Annotated in this window: 21 protein-coding genes; 3 read left to right on the top strand and 18 right to left on the bottom strand. The window is 43.9% G+C overall.

Translation table 11 applies throughout. The annotated features are described in order from the left end of the window. Positions 1 to 115: 115 nt before the first annotated feature. The 12 genes from ACED59_RS08665 to trmJ form a co-directional block, all read right to left on the bottom strand. Positions 116 to 1,258: a bifunctional tRNA (adenosine(37)-C2)-methyltransferase TrmG/ribosomal RNA large subunit methyltransferase RlmN gene (locus ACED59_RS08665; protein WP_004735102.1), complete on the bottom strand. Its 1,143-nt coding sequence runs from the start codon at positions 1,256 to 1,258 to the stop codon at positions 116 to 118. A 473-nt stretch (positions 1,259 to 1,731) separates the two neighbouring features. Then, on the bottom strand, positions 1,732 to 2,166 hold the full coding sequence (ndk, locus tag ACED59_RS08660; protein ID WP_004735101.1) for a nucleoside-diphosphate kinase: 435 nt from the start codon (positions 2,164 to 2,166) through the stop codon (positions 1,732 to 1,734). Positions 2,167 to 2,272: 106 nt separating this feature from the next. Beyond that, a complete protein-coding gene (pepB, locus tag ACED59_RS08655; protein WP_017098071.1) occupies positions 2,273 to 3,568 on the bottom strand; it encodes an aminopeptidase PepB in 1,296 nt (431 codons plus the stop codon). A 206-nt stretch (positions 3,569 to 3,774) separates the two neighbouring features. Beyond that, positions 3,775 to 3,975, bottom strand: a complete 201-nt coding sequence (iscX, locus tag ACED59_RS08650; protein WP_017098072.1) for a Fe-S cluster assembly protein IscX — start codon at positions 3,973 to 3,975, stop codon at positions 3,775 to 3,777. Positions 3,976 to 4,067: 92 nt separating this feature from the next. Beyond that, positions 4,068 to 4,406, bottom strand: a complete 339-nt coding sequence (fdx, locus tag ACED59_RS08645; RefSeq protein WP_017098073.1) for an ISC system 2Fe-2S type ferredoxin — start codon at positions 4,404 to 4,406, stop codon at positions 4,068 to 4,070. 20 nt (positions 4,407 to 4,426) lie between these two features. Next, positions 4,427 to 6,277, bottom strand: coding sequence for a Fe-S protein assembly chaperone HscA (gene hscA, locus ACED59_RS08640; RefSeq protein WP_017098074.1), 1,851 nt, complete (start codon positions 6,275 to 6,277; stop codon positions 4,427 to 4,429). A 22-nt stretch (positions 6,278 to 6,299) separates the two neighbouring features. Continuing rightward, complete coding sequence (hscB, locus tag ACED59_RS08635) at positions 6,300 to 6,815, bottom strand: co-chaperone HscB (RefSeq protein WP_371704884.1); 516 nt, start codon at positions 6,813 to 6,815, stop codon at positions 6,300 to 6,302. An 80-nt stretch (positions 6,816 to 6,895) separates the two neighbouring features. Beyond that, positions 6,896 to 7,219 carry an iron-sulfur cluster assembly protein IscA gene (gene iscA / locus ACED59_RS08630; protein ID WP_004735095.1) on the bottom strand — a complete coding sequence of 108 codons (324 nt, stop codon included), beginning with the start codon at positions 7,217 to 7,219 and terminating at the stop codon, positions 6,896 to 6,898. Positions 7,220 to 7,320: 101 nt separating this feature from the next. After that, complete coding sequence (iscU, locus tag ACED59_RS08625; RefSeq protein ID WP_004735094.1) at positions 7,321 to 7,698, bottom strand: Fe-S cluster assembly scaffold IscU; 378 nt, start codon at positions 7,696 to 7,698, stop codon at positions 7,321 to 7,323. A gap of 33 nt (positions 7,699 to 7,731) precedes the next feature. After that, positions 7,732 to 8,946, bottom strand: a complete 1,215-nt coding sequence (locus tag ACED59_RS08620; RefSeq protein WP_009848287.1) for an IscS subfamily cysteine desulfurase — start codon at positions 8,944 to 8,946, stop codon at positions 7,732 to 7,734. Positions 8,947 to 8,973: 27 nt separating this feature from the next. Continuing rightward, complete coding sequence (gene iscR, locus ACED59_RS08615; RefSeq protein WP_012603310.1) at positions 8,974 to 9,495, bottom strand: Fe-S cluster assembly transcriptional regulator IscR; 522 nt, start codon at positions 9,493 to 9,495, stop codon at positions 8,974 to 8,976. Between the two features lie 116 nt (positions 9,496 to 9,611). Continuing rightward, positions 9,612 to 10,340 (bottom strand): tRNA (cytosine(32)/uridine(32)-2'-O)-methyltransferase TrmJ, encoded by a 729-nt coding sequence (trmJ, locus tag ACED59_RS08610; protein ID WP_004735091.1) that lies wholly within the window; start codon positions 10,338 to 10,340, stop codon positions 9,612 to 9,614. A 181-nt stretch (positions 10,341 to 10,521) separates the two neighbouring features. Between trmJ and suhB the strand changes: the two genes are divergently transcribed. Then, entirely contained in the window at positions 10,522 to 11,325 is an 804-nt protein-coding gene (suhB, locus tag ACED59_RS08605; protein WP_009848284.1) for an inositol-1-monophosphatase, read from the top strand. A gap of 335 nt (positions 11,326 to 11,660) precedes the next feature. Here suhB and secF read toward each other — a convergent pair whose 3' ends face one another. From secF to queA, 5 genes are all read right to left on the bottom strand, one after another. Further along, on the bottom strand, positions 11,661 to 12,608 hold the full coding sequence (secF, locus tag ACED59_RS08600) for a protein translocase subunit SecF (protein ID WP_012603308.1): 948 nt from the start codon (positions 12,606 to 12,608) through the stop codon (positions 11,661 to 11,663). Between the two features lie 14 nt (positions 12,609 to 12,622). After that, entirely contained in the window at positions 12,623 to 14,479 is a 1,857-nt protein-coding gene (secD, locus tag ACED59_RS08595) for a protein translocase subunit SecD (protein WP_371704883.1), read from the bottom strand. Positions 14,480 to 14,499: 20 nt separating this feature from the next. Continuing rightward, positions 14,500 to 14,829 carry a preprotein translocase subunit YajC gene (gene yajC, locus ACED59_RS08590; protein WP_371704882.1) on the bottom strand — a complete coding sequence of 110 codons (330 nt, stop codon included), beginning with the start codon at positions 14,827 to 14,829 and terminating at the stop codon, positions 14,500 to 14,502. Between the two features lie 110 nt (positions 14,830 to 14,939). Beyond that, positions 14,940 to 16,076 carry a tRNA guanosine(34) transglycosylase Tgt gene (tgt, locus tag ACED59_RS08585; protein ID WP_009848280.1) on the bottom strand — a complete coding sequence of 379 codons (1,137 nt, stop codon included), beginning with the start codon at positions 16,074 to 16,076 and terminating at the stop codon, positions 14,940 to 14,942. Positions 16,077 to 16,270: 194 nt separating this feature from the next. Then, on the bottom strand, positions 16,271 to 17,323 hold the full coding sequence (gene queA / locus ACED59_RS08580; RefSeq protein WP_017098075.1) for a tRNA preQ1(34) S-adenosylmethionine ribosyltransferase-isomerase QueA: 1,053 nt from the start codon (positions 17,321 to 17,323) through the stop codon (positions 16,271 to 16,273). A 334-nt stretch (positions 17,324 to 17,657) separates the two neighbouring features. Here queA and ACED59_RS08575 point away from each other — a divergent pair, with 334 nt between their 5' ends. Next, the gene (locus tag ACED59_RS08575; RefSeq protein WP_017098076.1) at positions 17,658 to 18,098 is read left to right on the top strand and encodes a CBS domain-containing protein; all 441 of its coding nucleotides are present in this window, start codon (positions 17,658 to 17,660) and stop codon (positions 18,096 to 18,098) included. Positions 18,099 to 18,141: 43 nt separating this feature from the next. Here ACED59_RS08575 and ACED59_RS08570 read toward each other — a convergent pair whose 3' ends face one another. Continuing rightward, entirely contained in the window at positions 18,142 to 19,155 is a 1,014-nt protein-coding gene (locus tag ACED59_RS08570) for a LacI family DNA-binding transcriptional regulator (protein ID WP_017098077.1), read from the bottom strand. Positions 19,156 to 19,353: 198 nt separating this feature from the next. Here ACED59_RS08570 and ACED59_RS08565 point away from each other — a divergent pair, with 198 nt between their 5' ends. Next, on the top strand, positions 19,354 to 20,796 hold the full coding sequence (locus ACED59_RS08565; RefSeq protein WP_017098078.1) for a glycoside hydrolase family 32 protein: 1,443 nt from the start codon (positions 19,354 to 19,356) through the stop codon (positions 20,794 to 20,796). The last annotated feature ends 12 nt before the right edge of the window (positions 20,797 to 20,808 follow it).

The raw sequence follows: 20,808 nt of genomic DNA, 5'->3' as shown, positions 1-20,808 counted from the left end.
TTTAACGAAAAATGTAAGAAAGCGTGGGGAAAAAATCCAATTTTTGGAAATTCACCTTCCAGAAAAGCAACAAGCCAGAAGGAATCCTTCTGGCTTGTTTAGATCTAAATGGTATTTAAACCGCTTTTACTTGAATCACATCACCTGCGATTAAGTTAGCTTCAGAGGCGGCTTTCAGCATTTTAGTACGCTTGGTTCTATCAATGACATCACCAACCAACTGACCACATGCGGCATCAATATCATCGCCACGTGTTTTACGAACCGTTACTGTGTAGTTGTATTCCATCAGCGTTTTTTGGAAGCGATCAATACGAGAGTTGCTTGGCTTCTTGTAAGGCGAACCCGGATAAGGGTTGAATGGAATCAAGTTGATCTTACAAGGCGTCTCTTTCATTAGCTCAGCAAGTTCACGAGCGTGGTCCATATCATCATTCACATGATCCAATAGAACGTACTCAACCGTTACTTTACCGCGGTTAGCATTTGAAGAAGCAATGTAGCGACGAACCGATGCTAGGAAATCTTGGATATCCCAACGGTCGTTGATTGGCATGATTTGGCTACGTAGTGCATCGTTTGGTGCGTGTAGAGAAATCGCCAGAGCTACATCGATGTTGTCTGTCATCTGATCAAGACCAGAAACAACACCAGATGTTGATACTGTCACACGACGCTTAGACAGTGAGAATCCTAGATCATCAAGCATCAGCTCTAATGATGGAATTAGGTTCTTCATGTTAAGCAGAGGCTCACCCATACCCATCATTACGACGTTAGTAATTGGACGACGACCCGTATCTTTCTCTAAACCGATTTCACGTGCAGCGCGCCAGATTTGACCAACGATCTCTGAAACTTTCAGGTTACGGTTGAAGCCTTGTTGAGCCGTAGAGCAGAATTTACATTCTAGTGCACAACCAACCTGTGAAGATACACATAGCGTCGCACGGTCACCATCTGGGATGTATACCGTCTCAACGTCTTGGTCACCAACGCTCATAGCCCATTTAATGGTGCCATCTGCAGAGTGCTGAGCTTCAGAAACGATAGGTGCAACAATCTCACAGCGATGCAGAAGTTTCTCGCGTAATTTTTTGTTGATGTTGTTCATTTGTTCGAAGTCATCGACACCGAAGTGATAAATCCACTTCATCACTTGCTCTGCTCGAAACGCTTTCTCATTCAGTTCTTCTGTGAAAAATTTACGAAGACCTTTACGATCAAAATCGAGTAGATTGACTTTAGCTGTGGTCATGATGCCTCTCAATGACGGAACAATAATTAAGGGCGCGAATTGTACAGGCTTTACGCAACTTCAACAAGCGCTGTAAAACCCTGTGTTTATTAAGACATTCAAAGTTAAGCGATTAAAACTTGAACAATTGTTTTGTTCGGTCTGAGAATACCTAAATTAAAGAAAAGATTCCCGATTACGCTCCTCCGTCGCTTTCGGGAATGACGTAAATAATCTCCACAAGCTCACCAATACTTACCACAAGATTGTGGCCCCGCCATTCATCGCTATAAGGTCATGAACGCCTCAAAGCCCGTCATTCCAGAACTGAGGAACGAGGTATCTGGAATCTCCAACAACTAACAGAGATTCCCGCTTACACTCCTACGTCGCTCTCGGGAATGGCGACTAAATAGATTATCGAGAATGCAAAGTCCACATACGAAAAAGGCTTCACCGAAGTGAAGCCTTTATTGATATTTGCTGTTGTCTGCTTATTCAGCTGGACGTGGGCAAATTTCAGATTCTGGGAAGAAGAATTCGATCTCGCGAGCTGCAGACTCAGGGCTGTCACTGCCGTGTACTGAGTTGTAACGCATGCTGATTGCGTAGTCAGCACGGATAGTGCCGCATGCCGCTTCTTCTGGGTTAGTTTTACCCATTAGTTCACGGTAACGAGCGATCGCATTTTCGCCTTCAAGTACTTGAACCATGATAGGACCAGAAGTCATGAACTCTTTTAGTGGTCCAAAGAACTCTTTACCTTCATGTTCTGCATAGAAGCCACTTGCTTGCGCTTCAGTAAGAGAAACCATTTTAGCGGCAATAATCTGTAGGCCTGCTTTTTCAATGCGGTGGTAGATTTCACCAACAAGGTTACGCTTAACTGCATCCGGCTTAACAATTGAGAACGTTCTTTCTAGAGCCATAGGGATTCCTTCACTTCATTTTTTTGTTATTAAATACTGAAATTACTAAGATCATTCGATCTGAGTTTATGAATAAGCGGTATCGAAATACCGCTCACTCTTATTATTATTTTGCTTGATCGATAAGAAGACGAGCCAGTGTACGAACACCCATACCGGTCGCGCCTGCAGCCCACTTATCACTAGATGACTTACGGTAAGTACCCGCGCAATCCATGTGAATCCAACCTTTTTTGTAGTCATCTACAAAGTAAGAAAGGAACGCAGCAGCGGTACTTGCACCCGGTGTGTAATCACCAGAGCTGATGTTTGAAAGATCAGCAAAGTTTGAAGGCAACATACCACGGTGGAAATCAGCAAGCGGCAATGGCCATAGACCTTCTTTCTCTTGGTTCGCAGCCGTTAGTGCTTGATGAGACAACTCATCATCAAAGCTCAATAATGCGTGGTAGTCGTTACCTAATGCATTTTTAGCCGCGCCTGTTAGTGTTGCACAGTCGATGATCAACTCTGGATTCTGAGCGCTTGCGAACATCAGGCCATCAGCTAAAACTAAACGACCTTCCGCATCGGTATTCATGATCTCGACAGTTTTACCATTTTTGTAAGTAATGATGTCGCCAAGCTTCAATGCACGACCCGAGATCATGTTCTCAGCACAACATAAGATAAGCTTGATACGCTTGTTCAGACCGCGTTCAATCGCTAGACCTAAACCACCGGTAATAGTCGCTGCGCCACCCATGTCAGCCTTCATTGCTGTCATGAATTGACCTGGCTTGATGCTGTAACCGCCTGAGTCGAAAGTGATACCTTTACCCACAAGGCAAGCAAACACAGGTGCGTTTTCATCGCCAGTTGGGTTGAAGTCCAATTGAAGCATTGCAGAAGTACGTTCAGAGCCGCGACCTACCGCGTAGATGCCTTCCCAACCTTCAGTTAGGAGATCTTTGTCTTTAACGATTTTTGCTTTAACAGTGCCTGCTGGTGCCACTGACTTGATGTATTCAGCTGCCATTGTCGCTAATTGACGAGGGGCAACTTCTTCTGCCGTTTTGTTGATGATGTCACGAGTCCAATCTGTCGCGCGGATACGTGCTTCTAATTCAACTTGATCAGCTTCAGCTAGAGCATCCCACTCCAATGCATTTTTTTTCTTTGGTCCACGGTAGCCTTGGTAAAAAGCCCAAACGCTTTCTAGATCCCAGCCTTCACCGCTAAGTGCAACCAATGCGATACCTTGTCCGTCAAGCGTACGACCCGCACGTTGAACCGCGCCTAGATCGTGGCCTTCACCAATGTGAATTGTCGCTCCCGCTTCTGAGAACGATAAAATAGCTCTTGCTCCCCACTGAGGCTGGGCAGCTTCTTGACTTAAAAATACTGACATCTGTGTAGACATGATTTCTCCTTGTCATGAACCACTTTGAGTATGTGATCCTGATTGTTTTTTATTAGCGCACTGATGTTAGCATTATGTAGGAGGAAAATGTCATTTTGATAAAAAAACGGACCATAAGGTCCGCTTTTTTTAGTAAGAATTGTTAACTTGGCTGCGTTTTACATTGGACTGATACCAACCCGCGACCAAGTGATTAGACAAGAGGATTAATCCATCTCATCCATCCAGCACAATATAATGGCCTCTAGAATTTTCTCATTCGAGTGATTCGGCTCATCATCAAAATCTTCAAGATCTAACACCCATTGATGCAAGTCCGTAAAACGTACGGTTTTAGGATCAGTCTCAGGGTATAAATCACATAGCTCAATCGCAATATCTCGCGAATCAATCCATTTCAAGCTCATAACACTTCCTTATCTTTATCAGCGACGATTTGTCATCTTAATGATTTATATTTTATGCCAGTTTTACTAACACGTTTAGTCGAGCTGAGTTCTTAGTGCTCTTCAGAAGCTAAGTTCAGTGTGTACTTTGGAATCTCTACAACAAGATCCGAATCAGCCACTTTAGCTTGGCAACCAAGGCGAGATTCCATCTCTAAACCCCATGCTTTATCTAGCATGTCGTCTTCTAGGTCATCACTTTCTTCTAATGAGTCGAAACCTTCACGAATCACGACGTGACATGTAGTACATGCACACGACTTCTCACATGCGTGTTCAATACCAATACCGGCCTTCAGTGCAACATCAAGAACCGTCTCACCAGTTTTTGCTTCTAAAACTGCGCCTTCTGGACATAGATCTTCGTGAGGTAAAACAATAATCTTTGGCATGTTTATCTATTCTCTAACTATTAAATATTATCGACTGACTGACCTGACAGTGCAGCTCGAATTGATTTATCCATACGACGAGAAGCAAAGTCTTGGCTCGCTTTGTCGGTATTCTTAATTTCTAGTTCGATGGCATCAGCGCTTTCGCCATTGCGCACTTCAATCAGTGCTTCAATAGCTTGTAGAAGGTGCTGCTTTTCTTGCTCATCAAGCAGCTCATCGCCATCAGCTTGCATTGCTGCAATAAGGCCTTCGATAACACGATCTGCTTCTACACGTTGCTCAGCTAGAGCACGCGCTTGCATGTCTTCTTTAGCAAACGTCATCGAATCTTTCAGCATGCTCGCCACTTCATTATCGCTTAAGCCGTAAGACGGTTTAACCTGAATTTCAGCTTGAACACCTGTGCTCTTCTCCATAGCAGTAACCGATAGCAGGCCATCAGCGTCTACTTGGTAAGTGACACGAATATGCGCCGCACCAGCCGCCATTGGTGGAATACCTTTTAGAGCAAAACGAGCCAATGAACGACAGTCATCAACCATCTCACGTTCGCCTTGCACGGTGTGCACTGTCATTGCAGTTTGACCGTCTTTGAATGTAGTAAATTCTTGTGCGCGAGCTACAGGTATCGTGGTATTGCGTGGAATGATCTTTTCGACCAAGCCACCCATAGTTTCGATACCTAGGGAAAGAGGAATAACATCAAGCAGCAGCATTTCAGAGTCAGGCTTGTTACCGACTAAGATATCCGCTTGGATAGAAGCACCAATCGCAACCACTTCATCTGGGTTAATGCTGGTTAATGGCGTACGACCAAAAAAGTCACCCACCATTTCACGGACAAGCAATGTACGAGTTGAACCGCCGACCATCACGACTTCTAGAACATCATCCGCGTCAACTTCAGCATCTTTCAATGCACGACGGCACGAAAGCAGTGTTTTCTTAACCAGTGGCTTGATGATCTCTTCAAACTCTTCACGAGTTAATGAACCAGCCCAACCCAACACTTCAACATTAACGCTTTCAGCGTCAGATAAGCCTATCTTCGCTTCTGTTGCTGCATCTAGAAGAATACGATTCTGTTCTGCGGTTAGCTCTGATAAGCCCATTTGCTCTTGGAAGTGCTCTGCGATCAAGTGGTCAAAGTCGTCTCCGCCTAATGCAGAGTCGCCACCCGTTGCTAATACTTCAAAAACACCTTTAGACAGGCGTAAGATAGAGATATCAAACGTGCCACCGCCAAGGTCATAAACCGCAATCACCCCTTCTTTACCTGAATCCAGACCGTAAGCAATCGCTGCCGCAGTAGGTTCATTAAGAAGACGTAACACGTGAAGACCAGCAAGTTGAGCCGCGTCTTTCGTACCAGCACGCTGTGCATCATCAAAATACGCAGGAACCGTAATTACGGCGCCAGATAACTCACCGCCTAGCGTAGACTCAGCACGTTGGCCAAGCGCTCGTAGAATATCAGCAGAAACCTGGATTGGGTTCTTGTTGCCTTGTTCTGTACGGATCACAGGTAAACCATTATCACTTTCTTCAAACTGATATGGCAGAGACGGGTATCGCTGTTGAATATCTGACAGTGAACGACCGATTAATCGCTTAACTGAGATAATGGTATTTTTAGGGTCAGTCTGCGCGTTAGCACGAGCTTCATCGCCAGTGGTGTACGACTCTGACGTATAGTGAACAACTGAAGGTAAAATGCTTCGACCTTGTTGATCAACGAGTGTACTTGCCTCGCCACTGCGTACTGCAGCAACCAACGAGTTTGTTGTACCTAAATCAATACCCACAGCAAGCTTGTGCTGGTGAGGAGCGGCGCTTTGCCCTGGTTCTGCAATCTGAAGTAGTGCCATGGATGTGTCCTTGTTATACAAACTAGCCGATCAAACGATCTTCAACTAATTCGATTTCATTCTTTAATTTTGCAATAAACTTAAGCTTTCTTACTCGGTCTGCAGCTTCTAGCCAAGCTTCGCTTTCGAGTTCTTGTTGGATAGCGCTTAATTGTTGTTTATACATTTTGCTAACCTTGCCTTCAAATGCAAATAGCGCATCTTCGGGATCAGAACTGTCTGCGATATCTTCCAGCTCTTCACGCAGTTCCATTTGCTCCATCAGGAACATCGGATCTTGCATGGTTTGTTGTTCGCCACGAATGTCTTCACCGTGTTGAACTAGCAGGTATTCTGCTCGGCTGATTGGATTCTTCAATACCTGGTACGCATCGTTGATTTGTGTCGCTTTTTGCACGGCTAATAAGCGGTCACGCTCAGAAGCTATCGCAAATTTATCAGGATGGAATTGGCGTTGCAGATCTCTAAACTGAGAAGAAAGAAGGCTACCATCCAGTTGAAACTGAAGTGGTAGCCCAAATAATTCGAAATGATTCATGTAAAGGTGGTCCTAAGTTTAGGCTCTTTGTTCAGAGCCTAATTTTATTCTTCGCTTACAACGCTTAACGATTCAAGCGTTTAAACATTGAAGCTCTCACCACAACCACATTCGCCTTTCGCGTTCGGGTTGTTGAATTCAAAACCTTCGTTTAGGCCTTCTTTTACATAATCAAGCTCAGTACCATCAAGGTATACTAGGCTCTTTGGATCAATGATGACCTTAACACCTGAATGCTCAAACACTTCGTCTTCTTCGTTAAGCTCGTCAACGAATTCCAGTACATACGCCATACCCGAACAGCCAGTAGTTTTTACTGCTAAGCGTAACCCGAGACCTTTACCACGGTTATCTAGGAAAGCTTGAACTCGGCTTGCTGCCGTATCTGTCATGGTGATGGCCATACTACAACCTTGTGTTTTATATAAATTGAGAACTCAGGGGGAGCACAAAGGATGCTCCCAAATATTACTTTTTTGTCGACGTAATTACGTTATTGAAGCGATTAGTGCTTCTTTTTGTAATCCGCAACAGCTGCTTTGATTGCATCTTCAGCAAGAATTGAACAGTGAACTTTCACTGGTGGCAACTCAAGCTCTTCTGCGATTTCAGAGTTTTTAATAGCAGCTGCTTCATCAATACTTTTACCTTTAACCCACTCAGTTACTAGTGAGCTAGAAGCGATTGCGCTACCGCAACCGTAAGTCTTGAATTTTGCGTCTTCAATAATACCTTCTGCAGATACTTTGATTTGCAGTTTCATTACGTCACCACAAGCCGGTGCGCCAACCATGCCGCTACCTACACTTGGGTCTTCTTTATCAAACGAACCTACATTACGTGGGTTTTCGTAGTGATCAATTACTTTTTCGCTATATGCCATGATAGTTACCTCGAATCCTCTATTTCCGTGAGATTAGTGATGAGCCCACTCAACAGTGTTCAAATCAATCCCTTCTTTATACATATCCCATAGAGGAGACATGTCGCGTAATTTGTTTACCGCTACACGGATTTGTGCAATCGCGTAGTCGATTTCTTCTTCCGTTGTGAAACGGCCGAATGAGAAACGTACTGAGCTGTGTGCCAGTTCATCGTTTAGACCAAGAGCACGTAGAACGTATGAAGGCTCTAGGCTTGCTGATGTACATGCAGAACCTGATGATACCGCTAGGTCTTTTAGAGACATAAGCAGAGACTCACCTTCAACGAAAGCGAAGCTCACGTTTAGGTTGTGTGGTACACGTTGGTCTAAGTCGCCGTTTACGGTTACAGCTTCTAGATCTTGAACACCTTTCAATAGGCGCTCACGAAGTGCTAGTGCGTGATCGTAATCTTTCTGCATGTCTTGCTTAGCGATAGCAAACGCTTCGCCCATACCCACGATTTGGTGAGTAGCAAGCGTACCAGAACGGAAACCACGTTCATGACCGCCACCGTGCATTTGCGCTTCAAGGCGAATACGTGGCTTACGACGAACGTACAAAGCGCCGATGCCTTTAGGGCCGTATGCTTTGTGTGCAGACATAGAGATAAGATCAACTTTCATCTCTTTTACGTCTAGTGGGATTTTACCCGCAGACTGCGCCGCATCAACGTGGAAGATAATCTTGCGTGCACGACATAATTCGCCGATTGCACCGATATCTTGGATTACACCAATCTCGTTGTTTACGTGCATGATAGAAACTAGAACAGTATCTTCACGCATTGCAGCTTGTAGCTTGTCTAGATCAATGATGCCGTTTGCTTCTGGCTCAAGGTATGTCACCTCAAAACCTTCACGCTCTAATTGGCGGCATGGATCAAGAACCGCTTTGTGTTCTGTTTTGCACGTGATTACGTGCTTACCTTTCTTCTCGTAAAAGTGCGCAGCACCTTTGATAGCAAGGTTATCTGACTCTGTAGCACCTGACGTGAAAACAATCTCACGTGGGTCTGCATTTAGTAGATCGGCAATTTGCTCACGAGCATTATCTACTGATTCTTCTGCCTGCCAGCCGTAACGGTGTGAACGAGATGCAGGGTTACCGAAGTTACCGTCCATCGTCATGCACTGAACCATTTTTTCAGCAACACGTGGATCGACTGGGCATGTAGCTGAATAGTCAAAGTAAATAGGCAGTTTCATTTTCTACTCCAATGTAAAAACTGACCGCTAAGAGCGGGCATTAACACCGTGAGGTGCTGCACTAATCGTTGTAGTGCTCGTATTTTTATGTGCAAAACCATTATTAACCGCAAGATCGATATCTTGACGATCAGAAATCTCTAAAACTTCGTTATCTTTCATTAGCTCACCGAGCGTAATGTCGTTTAAGAAGCTGCTGATTCGGGAGCTTAAATCACGCCATAAAGTGTGAGTTAAACAACGAGTACCACCTTGGCAATCTGCTCGACCGTGACACTTAGTTGCATCGACTGATTCGTCAACTGCAGCAATTACAGTTCCGACAGCGATGTCGCTCGCTTCAGCACCTAAACGGTAACCACCGCCAGGACCACGAACACTAGCAACCAAGCCAGCTTTACGTAACTTAGAAAAAAGTTGTTCTAAGTAAGATAACGAGATGCCTTGTCGCTCTGAAATATCAGCCAGAGGAACTGGGCTTTTTTGCGAATGCAGTGCTACATCTAGCATAGCTGTTACCGCATATCTTCCTTTAGATGTAAGTTTCATATCACACCGTATCCACATTGTTTATGTGGTTGGAATTTTCCCATACCCGACTAAATTGGTCAAGTATTTAGTTGACTATTTTAGTCAGGTATTCACCCTTAGGGTTTGTATGGGCTTTATTTGTCGTTTTTGCTCTTCTCAATTGAAGTCAAAATGCCGCGTAGAGTGTTGATCTCTTGCAGCTCTGGACGAGCTCGACTGAACAAACGACGTAGCTTATTCATCACCTGACCCGGCTTATCCTTAGAGATAAATTGGGTATCAATGATCACTTTTTCAAGGTGCTCATAGAACATTTCTAGTTCTTCGTGACGAGGGTACTCATCTTGTTGCTGCGGCTGGTACTGACTCGCCACCATATCAAGGTGTGCTACACGCACTTCATAGCTAAGAGTCTGTACTGCCATTGCTAGGTTTAGTGAGCTGTATTCTGGGTTTGCAGGAATACATACATGGAAATGACACTTCTGAAGTTCATCATTGGTTAAGCCAGTACGCTCACGGCCGAACACTAACGCTACAGGGTGCTTTTGACCTTCAACTGCAAATTTTTGTCCACATTCACGCGGCTCAAGCATTGGCCATTCAAGCGTACGAGAGCGTGCACTAGAACCAACCACCAAACCACAGTCTTTTACTGCTTCATCCAGTGTAGAAACGATGGTCGCGTTTTCCGCGATGTCACCTGCACCCGCAGCCAGTGCTAAGGTCTGCTCGTCAACTTCACATTGAGGGTCTACAAGAACTAACTGACTCAAACCCATCACTTTCATTGCGCGAGCTGCTGATCCGATATTTCCCGAATGAGACGTACCAACCAGAACGACTTTTACATTGTCTAACATGCTATATGACACCACTTTAAAAATAATCGCGAGATATTAACACATAGCTAAGTAAAATGGTCAGACCCTTCTCGGAATGTGAAATCAAGAGTTCAAAAAATAACCACTTCCCTTTTGGGGAAACTTTGGTATACTCGCCGCCGCTTTAAATTGTTCTTTAACATCTTGTGGGAAAAACCATATGCATCCAATGCTAAACATTGCGATACGCGCTGCGCGTAAAGCTGGCAACCATATTGCTAAATCTCTAGAAACAACTGATAAGATCGAATCGTCTCTAAAAGGTAACAACGATTACGTTACTAACATTGCTCAAGAAGCTGAGTACATGATCATTGAGACAATCAAATCATCTTACCCAGAGCACAGCATTATTTCTGAAGAGTCAGGCCTAACTGAAGGTAAAGATTCTGACGTACAATGGATCGTTGACCCACTAGATGGCACCAACAACTTTGTAAAAGGTTTCCCTCACTTCTCTGTATCTATCGCTGTTCGCATGAACGGTCGTACAGAAGTTGCTTGTGTTTATGACCCAATGCTAAACGAGCTATTCACAGCTCAACGTGGCGCTGGCGCTCAACTTAACAACGCTCGTATGCGTGTTACTCAACTAAAAGACCTTCAAGGTACTGTTCTAGCGACTGGTTTCCCATTCAAGCAAAAACAACACTCTGAATCTTTCATGAAGATCATCTCTGGTCTATTCGTTGATTGTGCTGATTTCCGTCGTACTGGTTCTCCAGCTCTTGACCTATGTTACCTAGCAGCTGGCCGTGTTGACGGTTACCTAGAACTAGGCCTTAAGCCATGGGATCTAGCAGCTGGCGATCTAATCGCTCGTGAAGCTGGTGCTATCATGACTGACTTTGCTGGCGGCACTGATTACATGACGTCTGGTAATGTTGTAGCTTCAAGCGCGCGTGGTGTTAAGTCTATTCTTAAGCACGTTCGTGAGAACTCTAACGAAGGTATGCTGAAGTAATTCAGACCTTGCGTTAATGCTCTTTAGTTAAGAGCAGAAGATTTTCAAAGCCTCGCTATGCGGGGCTTTTTTGTATCCGCGATACGAGATGCGACCAAAATGTCGGTTAGTTACAGTGAGCATAAATCACTGCTCTGTAAGCTGTATTTAGATCGCCACTAGATAGTGACTTAGCTACTTTGGCACTTGGTATTGGTGTTGGTATTGGTACTGGTATTGGTAAATACGGCAATGTTCAGTCGGATACAAAAGCTAACCCACAATATACAGACATAAAAAAACCGCTAGTTGCCCAGCGGTTTTTTTTGGTTTAGCGAAAGTTGTTAAGCCGCAGCCTAAGGCATTTCGTCAAACTCTTCACCTTCTTTGTCCACTTGTGGTGGCATTAGGTGTTCACGCGTAATACCCAACTTCATAGCTAGTGCAGATGCAACGTAGATAGAAGAGTAAGTACCAACGGTAATACCCAGTAGAAGTGCAGTCGCAAAGCCGTGAATCATAGCGCCGCCCTGAACGAACAGTGCGATAACTACGAATAACGTTGTACCAGAAGTGATCAATGTACGGCTCAATGTTTGTGTGATTGAGCTGTTCAGCACTTCAGGTGCCTCGCCTTTACGCATCTTACGGAAGTTCTCACGAATACGGTCAAATACCACTATGGTATCGTTGAGGGAGTAACCGACTACCGTTAGCAAGGCTGCTACGATGGTAAGGTCGACCTCAATTTGCATTAGAGAGAACACACCTAGTGTGATGATAACGTCGTGCGCTAGGGCTAATACAGCACCTGCAGCTAATCGCCATTCAAATCGTACGGATACGTAGATCAAGATACAGATCAGAGAAACTAAGATCGCAAGACCACCAGCTTCTGTTAGTTCATCACCCACGTTTGGACCAACGAACTCGATACGACGCATCTCAACTTGCTCACCAGTACCATCTTTAATTGCAGACAGGATTTGGTTACCAAGCGTTTCGCCCGCAACACCATCACGTGGACGTAGACGAACCATTACCTCACGCGCAGAACCAAAGTTCTGAACCGTAGCATCACCAAAGCCTTCAGCTTCTAGTGCGCTTCGAATGTCAGGTAGGTTTGCTGGCTCCTCAAAGCCCACTTCAATCAGAGTACCGCCGGTAAAATCTAGACCCCAATTCAACGATTTCGTTGTTAGGGTGAAGATAGCAGTACCAATCATCAAGATTGAGAATAAAAAGGCAACCTTTGACCAACGCATGAAGTCGATCATTTTGTCTGCTTTTAGAATCTGAAACATATTAATTCCTAGCCTTAGATCGACAGTTTCTTAACGCGTTTGCCGCCATACATCAGGTTCACGATACAACGTGTTCCGATAATAGCTGTAAACATTGAAGTCAAGAGACCTATTGATAACGTTACCGCGAAGCCTTTAATCGCACCTGTCCCGACAGCAAATAGAATGATTGCTGTTAGTAGTGTGGTGATGTTGGCATCGGCGATTGTACTAAATGCGTTTGCATAACCTTGGTGAATCGCTTGTTGTGGACTGCGTCCATCTCGAAGTTCTTCACGTATACGCTCAAAGATAAGAACGTTGGCATCGACTGCCATACCGACCGTCAATACGATACCGGCAATGCCTGGTAGCGTCATTGTCGCGCCAGGAATCATCGACATCACACCAATAATCAACACTAAGTTAGCCATCAGAGCGACGTTCGCAATCAAACCGAAAGTACGGTAGTAAAGCAGTGTAAATAGCATTACTGCAGCCATACCCCAAACCATCGCCATGATACCCATATCGATGTTTTGTTGACCCATAGATGGACCAATCGTACGCTCTTCTACAATCGAGATAGGCGCAATCAATGCACCTGCACGTAGTAGAAGTGCCAAGTTATGAGCTTCAGCCGTTGAGTCGATACCTGTAATACGGAAGTTACGGCCAAGCGCAGATTGAATCGTCGCTTGGTTAATCACTTCTTCGTGCTTACTTAGGATCACTCGGCCTTCAGGTGTTTTACGACCGCTGTCTTTATACTCTGCAAATACGGTTGCCATTAGCTTACCGATATTTTGACGAGAGAATGTAGACATCTTGCTACCACCTTCGCTGTCTAGCGAGATGTTAACTTGTGGGCGACCATATTCATCAACACTTGAGCTTGCATCTGTAATGCTAGAACCGCCTAAGATAACGCGTTTCTTAAGTACTACAGGACGACCATCGCGGTCTTGCTTAATTTCACTACCAGCAGGAGCACGGCCAGAAGCTGCAGCGGCCAAATCGGCACTGCTGTCCACTTCACGGAATTCAAGAGTCGCGGTTGCGCCTAAAATTTCTTTAGCACGAGCCGTGTCTTGAACACCTGGCAATTCCACTACGATACGGCTAGCACCTTGACGTTGAACCAAAGGCTCAGCAACACCGAGTTCGTTAACACGGTTACGTAGAATAGTAATGTTTTGCTCTACCGCATAATTGCGGATTTCTTGAAGACGAGTTTCAGTGAAGTTAGCAATCAAAGAGAAACGACCGTTAGATTCTGAATCTACGAACGTCATATCTTGGTGCTTAGATTGCAGTAGCGATTTCGCTTCAGCAAGCTGCTCTTCGTTACGCAGAATCACTTCAACCGCATCTTTACCCGATGGGCGAATAGCACGGTAGCGGATTTTCTCTTCACGAAGCTCACTGCGGAACGCTTCTTCTTGTTGGCCAACCAGTTTTTGCATCGCAGCGTCCATATCCACTTCCATTAAGAAGTGAACACCACCACGTAGATCAAGACCCAGTTTCATTGGTGCAGCACCAATAGATTCAAGCCAATCAGGAGTTGAAGCCGCTAGGTTTAAAGCTACGATAACGTCATCACCTAGTGCTTCTGTGATGATATCACGGGCACTGATTTGCGTATCTGTATCGTTAAATCGAACAAGAATGGAACCGTTTTCGAGAGCAACGGATTTAGTAGAAAGGTTTTCTGCTTCAAGAGCATTGGTGACAGCATCCAGCGTAGACAGATCTACAGAGGCGCCACGCGCCCCTGTAACTTGAACTGCCGGATCTTCACCGTATATATTTGGAAGTGCGTACAACGCAGCGATAGCGATGGCAAACATCACCATCAAATACTTCCATAACGGATAACGGTTTAGCACAGCGAGGATCCTCTAGCTGTTTATAGTGATTTCAGAGTACCTTTTGGTAGCACTGCTGTAACGAAGTCTTTCTTGATAACGACTTCGTTGTTTGCGTTCAGTTCGATAGCAACGTAGTCGCTGTCTTCAGCAATCTTAGTGATCTTGCCGATTAGGCCGCCGCTTGTAAGAACTTCATCGCCTTTGCCCATAGAAGACATAAGGCTCTTGTGCTCTTTAACACGCTTAGCTTGTGGACGGTAGATTATGAAGTAGAAGATCACAGCGAACATACCTAGCATGATAAGCATTTCGAAACCGCCGCCTGCTGGTGCACCTTCTGCTGCTGCGTGAGCTTGAGAAATAAACATTTAAAACATCCTCTATTATATTTTCGTAATTGTTTGTCTAATTGGGTCGTATCCCTTTATTTTCAAGCCCCATCACTCGGAAGAGAGATAGGGCTCGCAAAAAAGAAATACTAAGATTCTTTACCTAGTGGTGGCACTTCACGCCCCATTCTTGCGTAGAACTCTGCAACGAACTCTTCAAAGCGATCTTCATCGATAGACTGACGAATGTCTGACATTACTCGTTGGTAGAAACGCAGGTTGTGAATCGTGTTCAGTCGAGCACCTAGGATTTCGTTACAACGATCCAAATGGTGTAAGTACGACTTGCTGTAGTTCTTACAAGTGTAACAGTCACAATCTGAATCTAGTGGTGTTGTATCGGTTTTATGCTTCGCATTACGGATCTTGATCACACCTTCCGTTACAAACAGGTGACCATTACGTGCATTTCGCGTTGGCATAACACAGTCAAACATGTCGATACCGCGACGAACACCTTCAACCAAGTCTTCAGGTTTGCCTACACCCATTAGGTAACGAGGCTTATCTTCAGGCAGTTGAGGACATGTGTGCTCAAGAATGCGGTGCATATCTTCTTTTGGTTCACCTACTGCTAGACCACCTACTGCGTAACCGTCAAAGCCAATTTCTGTTAGGCCTTTAACGGATACATCACGAAGGTCTTCGTATACGCCACCTTGTACAATACCGAACAGTGAGTTCGGGTTTTCTTGCTTATCAAAATGATCACGTGAACGCTGAGCCCAACGAAGAGACATCTCCATTGAGTCTTTAGCTTCTTTGTGCGTTGCAGGATAAGGCGTACATTCGTCAAAGATCATTACAATGTCTGAACCTAGATCCTTTTGGATTTCCATCGACTTCTCAGCGTCCATGAAAATCTTGTCACCGTTTACAGGGTTACGGAAATGAACACCCTCTTCAGTGATTTTACGCGTTGCACCTAGGCTGAATACTTGGAAGCCACCTGAATCAGTCAAGATAGGACCTTTCCAGTTCATGAAATCGTGCAAATCACCGTGCAGTTTCATGATTTCTTGACCAGGACGTAGCCATAGGTGGAATGTATTACCTAATAGGATTTCAGCACCTGTGTCTTTTACTTCTTCAGGTGTCATGCCTTTAACCGTACCGTAAGTACCTACAGGCATGAATGCTGGGGTTTCAACGGTACCGCGTTCAAACTGAAGTTGACCACGACGTGCGCCGCTATTAGTTTTTTTAAGTTCGTATTTTAATTTCACGAAGCCTCCAATATGCCAGAGAAACAATCTGACTGTTAATTCAGAACCTTAGGCCAAAAAAAAGTTCAGTCTAGTGGGTTCTATGAGGAGCGGTCGCGTATTCCTTGCGAGAGATTAGACAGACACCCTGCCCGACTCCTAGCTTACTGCTAGCACCCGTAAATTCTGCTTATATCGTTTATAACCAGCTAAAATTAGCTCGTTTTCTTATTGATGAACATCGCATCACCGTAGCTGAAGAAACGGTATTCGCTCTTCACTGCGTGATCGTATGCACCCATCACATTGTCGTAGCCAGCAAATGCACTCACCAACATAATCAGCGTTGATTCTGGTAAGTGGAAGTTGGTAATCAAGCAATCCACCAGCTGATATTCATAACCTGGGAAGATGAAGATTTCTGTGTCACCAAAGAAAGGAACTAACTCAGTGCCATTTTTCACTGCATCTTGAGCCGCACTTTCTAGTGAACGCACAGAGGTTGTACCAACGGCAATGATGCGTCCGCCGCGAGCTTTTGCAGCTGCAACGGTATCTACCACTTCTTGCGGTACTTCAACGTACTCAGCATGCATGTGGTGGTCATTGATATTATCGACTTTTACTGGCTGGAACGTACCAGCACCAACGTGAAGCGTCACGTAAGCAAACTCAACACCTTTTTCTTTCATGTCAGCCATTAGCTTGTCATCAAAGTGAAGGCCTGCTGTTGGCGCAGCAACCGCACCCGGCTTTTCATTATAGACAGTTTGGTAGCGCTCTTTATCGGCGTCTTCATCTGGACGATCGATGTAAGGAGGCAGTGGCATGTGACCAACACTGTTAAGAATCTCTAAAACGCTTTGATCGGATGTGAAATGGATTTCAAATAGCGCATCATGACGTGCCACCATTTCAGCTTCATACTCATCGTTCTCACCAAGGAACAATTTGGTACCCGGTTTAGGTGATTTAGAACAACGAACATGCGCAAGAATGCTTTTCTCATCAAGCATACGTTCAACCAACACTTCAAGCTTACCGCCTGATGCCTTGCGACCGAATACACGAGCAGGAATCACGCGAGTGTTATTAAAAACAACAAGATCGCCTGGCTCAACCAAGTCTAAAACGTCCTTAAACGAACCATCAGCTAGGTTGCCATTGTTGCCATCTAATTTAAGTAGGCGGCTTGCTGTGCGCTCCTCTTGAGGGTAGCGAGCAATGAGTTCATCTGGTAGGTCAAAGTGAAAATCTGAAACTTGCATGTGTCGAGTCTTGTCTTAGTTGATAATATTTATGCCGTTGACGAATAATAAGTCGAAGTTGCCGAACAATCGTTTCGGTAAGTAAATCGTTACCAGAAACACATCGTAAACATGACTAAAAATTTCGCAGTGGGCTAGTATAGGCACACGAGCCGCAATAGCAAGGTTTACAGCATTGGATTATTGTAAAGAGTCGTAAAATAATACGACCATTCCCCCTCATAAAAAAACAAAATTAGTTGCATGAAACTCACCCAAAAATGCGTTAGATCTCAGTTATTTTTTGGATAAATAACTATAGTAATAGCAACAAATAAAAAAGAAGGAGGTCCGTATGATCAAGGTTGAAGATATGATGACTCGCAACCCTCATACCCTATTGCGCTCACACTCACTGGCCGATGCAAAGCACATGATGGAAGCGCTTGATATCCGCCATATTCCGGTTGTTGATGCCGACAGACAACTACTTGGCGTCGTCACACAGCGAGACGTTCTTGCCGCTCAAGAATCCAGCCTACAAAACATCCCACAAGCTCAATCCTATACTCTTGCAACACCACTCAATGACATCATGCACAAGAGTGTTATGTCTGTAGAGCCGCGCGCAGGACTAAAAGAGTCTGCTGTTTATATGCAGAAACACAAAGTGGGCTGTTTACCTGTCGTAGAGAACCACGAACTCGTGGGCATCATTACAGACAGCGATTTCGTTACGATAGCCATTAACCTGCTAGAGCTACAAGAAGAAGCGGAACCGGAAGAGGTAAATTAACCACTATTCACCAATAGACACGCTAAGGAAAGAGAGCGAATCCTTAGCGTTGCTGTACGTTATTACGAAGAATTTCAGGGCTACGTGAAATAGACGGAACTTTAGGTGTATGTCGGATAACGACTGTCGGTTCTAGCAACATAGCTTTTGGAAAAGACTCTCCGATTTGAATCAACTCCATCATCATATCAAAACCTAACAGCGCAATTTGATGTATAGGTTGCTTAACACTTGAAAAGCCCAATGACTGGGCAATAAATGTGTCATCAAACCCTACAATATCAACCCTTTCAAGCAGTTGACTGTCTACTGATTTTAACCCATTAAATAGATGACTAGCCGATATATCATCGGAACAAAATACAGCTTCCAGTGGCGAAGAATTATCGACGATCAAGTGTTGGATATATTCTGTCAACGACTCCGTAGTATAGGGAGCTAACACATGTTTTTTATCCAACAGGATATCGCGAGACTTTAGTTCTGTTTGAAAACCAATAAAACGATCCGATTGAATATCACTGGCTCCAATAAAGCCAATACGACGATACCCTCGCTTAGCAAAATAACAGGCAACTTGCTCACCCCCGTGCTGGTGATGAGTTCCTATACTCGCAACAGTAGGGTCTGTCGCTGTCAACAATACGACAGGAAACGGTAGCTCACCTAATGGCTCTAGATGTTCTTTTTTCAACGAGCGAGGGATTAGAAAAACACCATCAACCTTATGGTTGATGCACTCCGAAAGAAACGTCTTCTCTAACTGTAAGTTATTCCGGCTATTAAACAACAGTATGCTTCGGCCATGCTTGTAGGCCTCTTCCTCAAGAACATCCACTAGCTGAGTAAAGAAAGGATTCGACATATTTCGCACAATGACAGCAAACAGCTTAGTTGGCTTTTTACGCTTCGCAGGCGGTTTCTGATAGTTCAGAGCTTCCATCGCACTAATCACAGACAGCTTTGCTTGCTCTGAGACACGCTCACTACCATTTAGCACCCTTGATACTGTCGCGATTGATACACCCGCACGTTTAGCAACATCCCTAATAGTCATGTTCACTCATTCTCTTTAACAATCTACCAACCCAATACACTAACCAAAAACATGTAACAAGACTTGGTGTTACATCACAAACAACTACAGATTTAGCCAATATTCACTCAGAACGACTGGAGAATTCGTCCTCACTATTTTATCAAATCGTCACCCTACCTATGATTTAAACCAAGCAACATGATTAGGTAAGCCATCGTGCAAGAACAAAAATACAAAACAATCAATTTAGCAACGGCTAGTGAAATAACTAAGTTTACTGAAATAGAAAGATCATCAGAAATGAGACCTTTATTTCATATTACGCCTCCCCATGGTTTATTAAATGATCCAAATGGTTTTTGTTTTTTCAATAATCAATACCATTTATTTTACCAATGGTTTCCATTCGATACCTACCATGGAATGAAGCATTGGATGCATTTAACTTCTAATGACCTATTAAATTGGGAGAGGCATGGTTCTAAAATAACACCAAAAGAAAGCTATGAATCTCACGGAGCATATTCCGGCAGTGCTTTTGTAGAAAATAATAACGCTTATTTATTTTATACAGGAAACATTAAAAAAGGATCATCTCGAGATGCAAACCAATGTTTAGCATTACTCGATAACACTAATGCCGTCACCAAGTATAGTCCGAATCCAGTGATTAAGTCGGTTCCCAAGGGGTATACCGGGCATGTACGAGATCCCAAAATCCTTAAACACAATGAACACTATTACATGTTGCTCGGTGCACAGCGAGAAGCCGATCTATCAGGGGCAATCATCATATATCAATCGGATGACTTGCTCAGTTGGGAATTCAAAGGAGAATTAGATCTTCAGTTCTCAGGGGAATTCTTAACCGGTTACATGTTCGAATGTCCTGATCTATTAAACGTTGACGGCCATGACGTTTTAATTTTTTCACCGCAAGGTAGCAAGGCAAACGGAAGTCGATTCCATAACCGATTCAACGTTATCTATTGTTTAGGCAGCATCAACTTCGAAAAACTGACCTTTGAAGTTGAACACTGGGATGAATTGGACCGTGGGTTTGATTTTTATGCCCCACAAACTATGGCGAACACCCCAGATGAGCAAACTCTTATTGCATGGGCAGGGACCGATGAAGAACTACCAAGTCGCCAATTTGGCTGGGTTAACTGTTTAACATTGCCGAGAACACTATCAATTCTTAATCGTCGCTTATACCAACAACCGAAGATTTTGCAATCTGACTCTTTTAATAAGCGTCCATTAGAAATAAATAAAACCAATATACCCATTAAGTTAGAGCAACTTTCATTTTCACTCGATGTAAATGAGTTCAATGGAAATATAAAAATATCCATCGAAACTAAAAATAAGAAATTGTTATTCTCTATTAAAGACAGAGATATTCACTTAGATCGAAGCCAATATAACCACCATCCAGAAGATTGGAAATTTGGAAGCGTCAGACATCACAGAACAAATTATGACATAACGGATGTCAAATTTATATGTGACCAAAGCATCATTGAGATATACCTCAACAATGGACGAGATGTATTTACTTGTTTGTTTTTCCCTGAAAATGAAGAACACAGATTAAATATATTACAAAAAGAAGATACCGGTATGGATATCAAACTTAACTACCTTACAATATAATAAAATGGTGAA

The organism is Vibrio sp. FF266, from assembly GCF_041439695.1.
GTDB classification, from domain to species: Bacteria; Pseudomonadota; Gammaproteobacteria; order Enterobacterales; family Vibrionaceae; genus Vibrio; species Vibrio tasmaniensis_A.
Note: the sequence above shows the minus strand (reverse complement) of the source record. Positions and strands in the feature narration are given on the sequence as shown.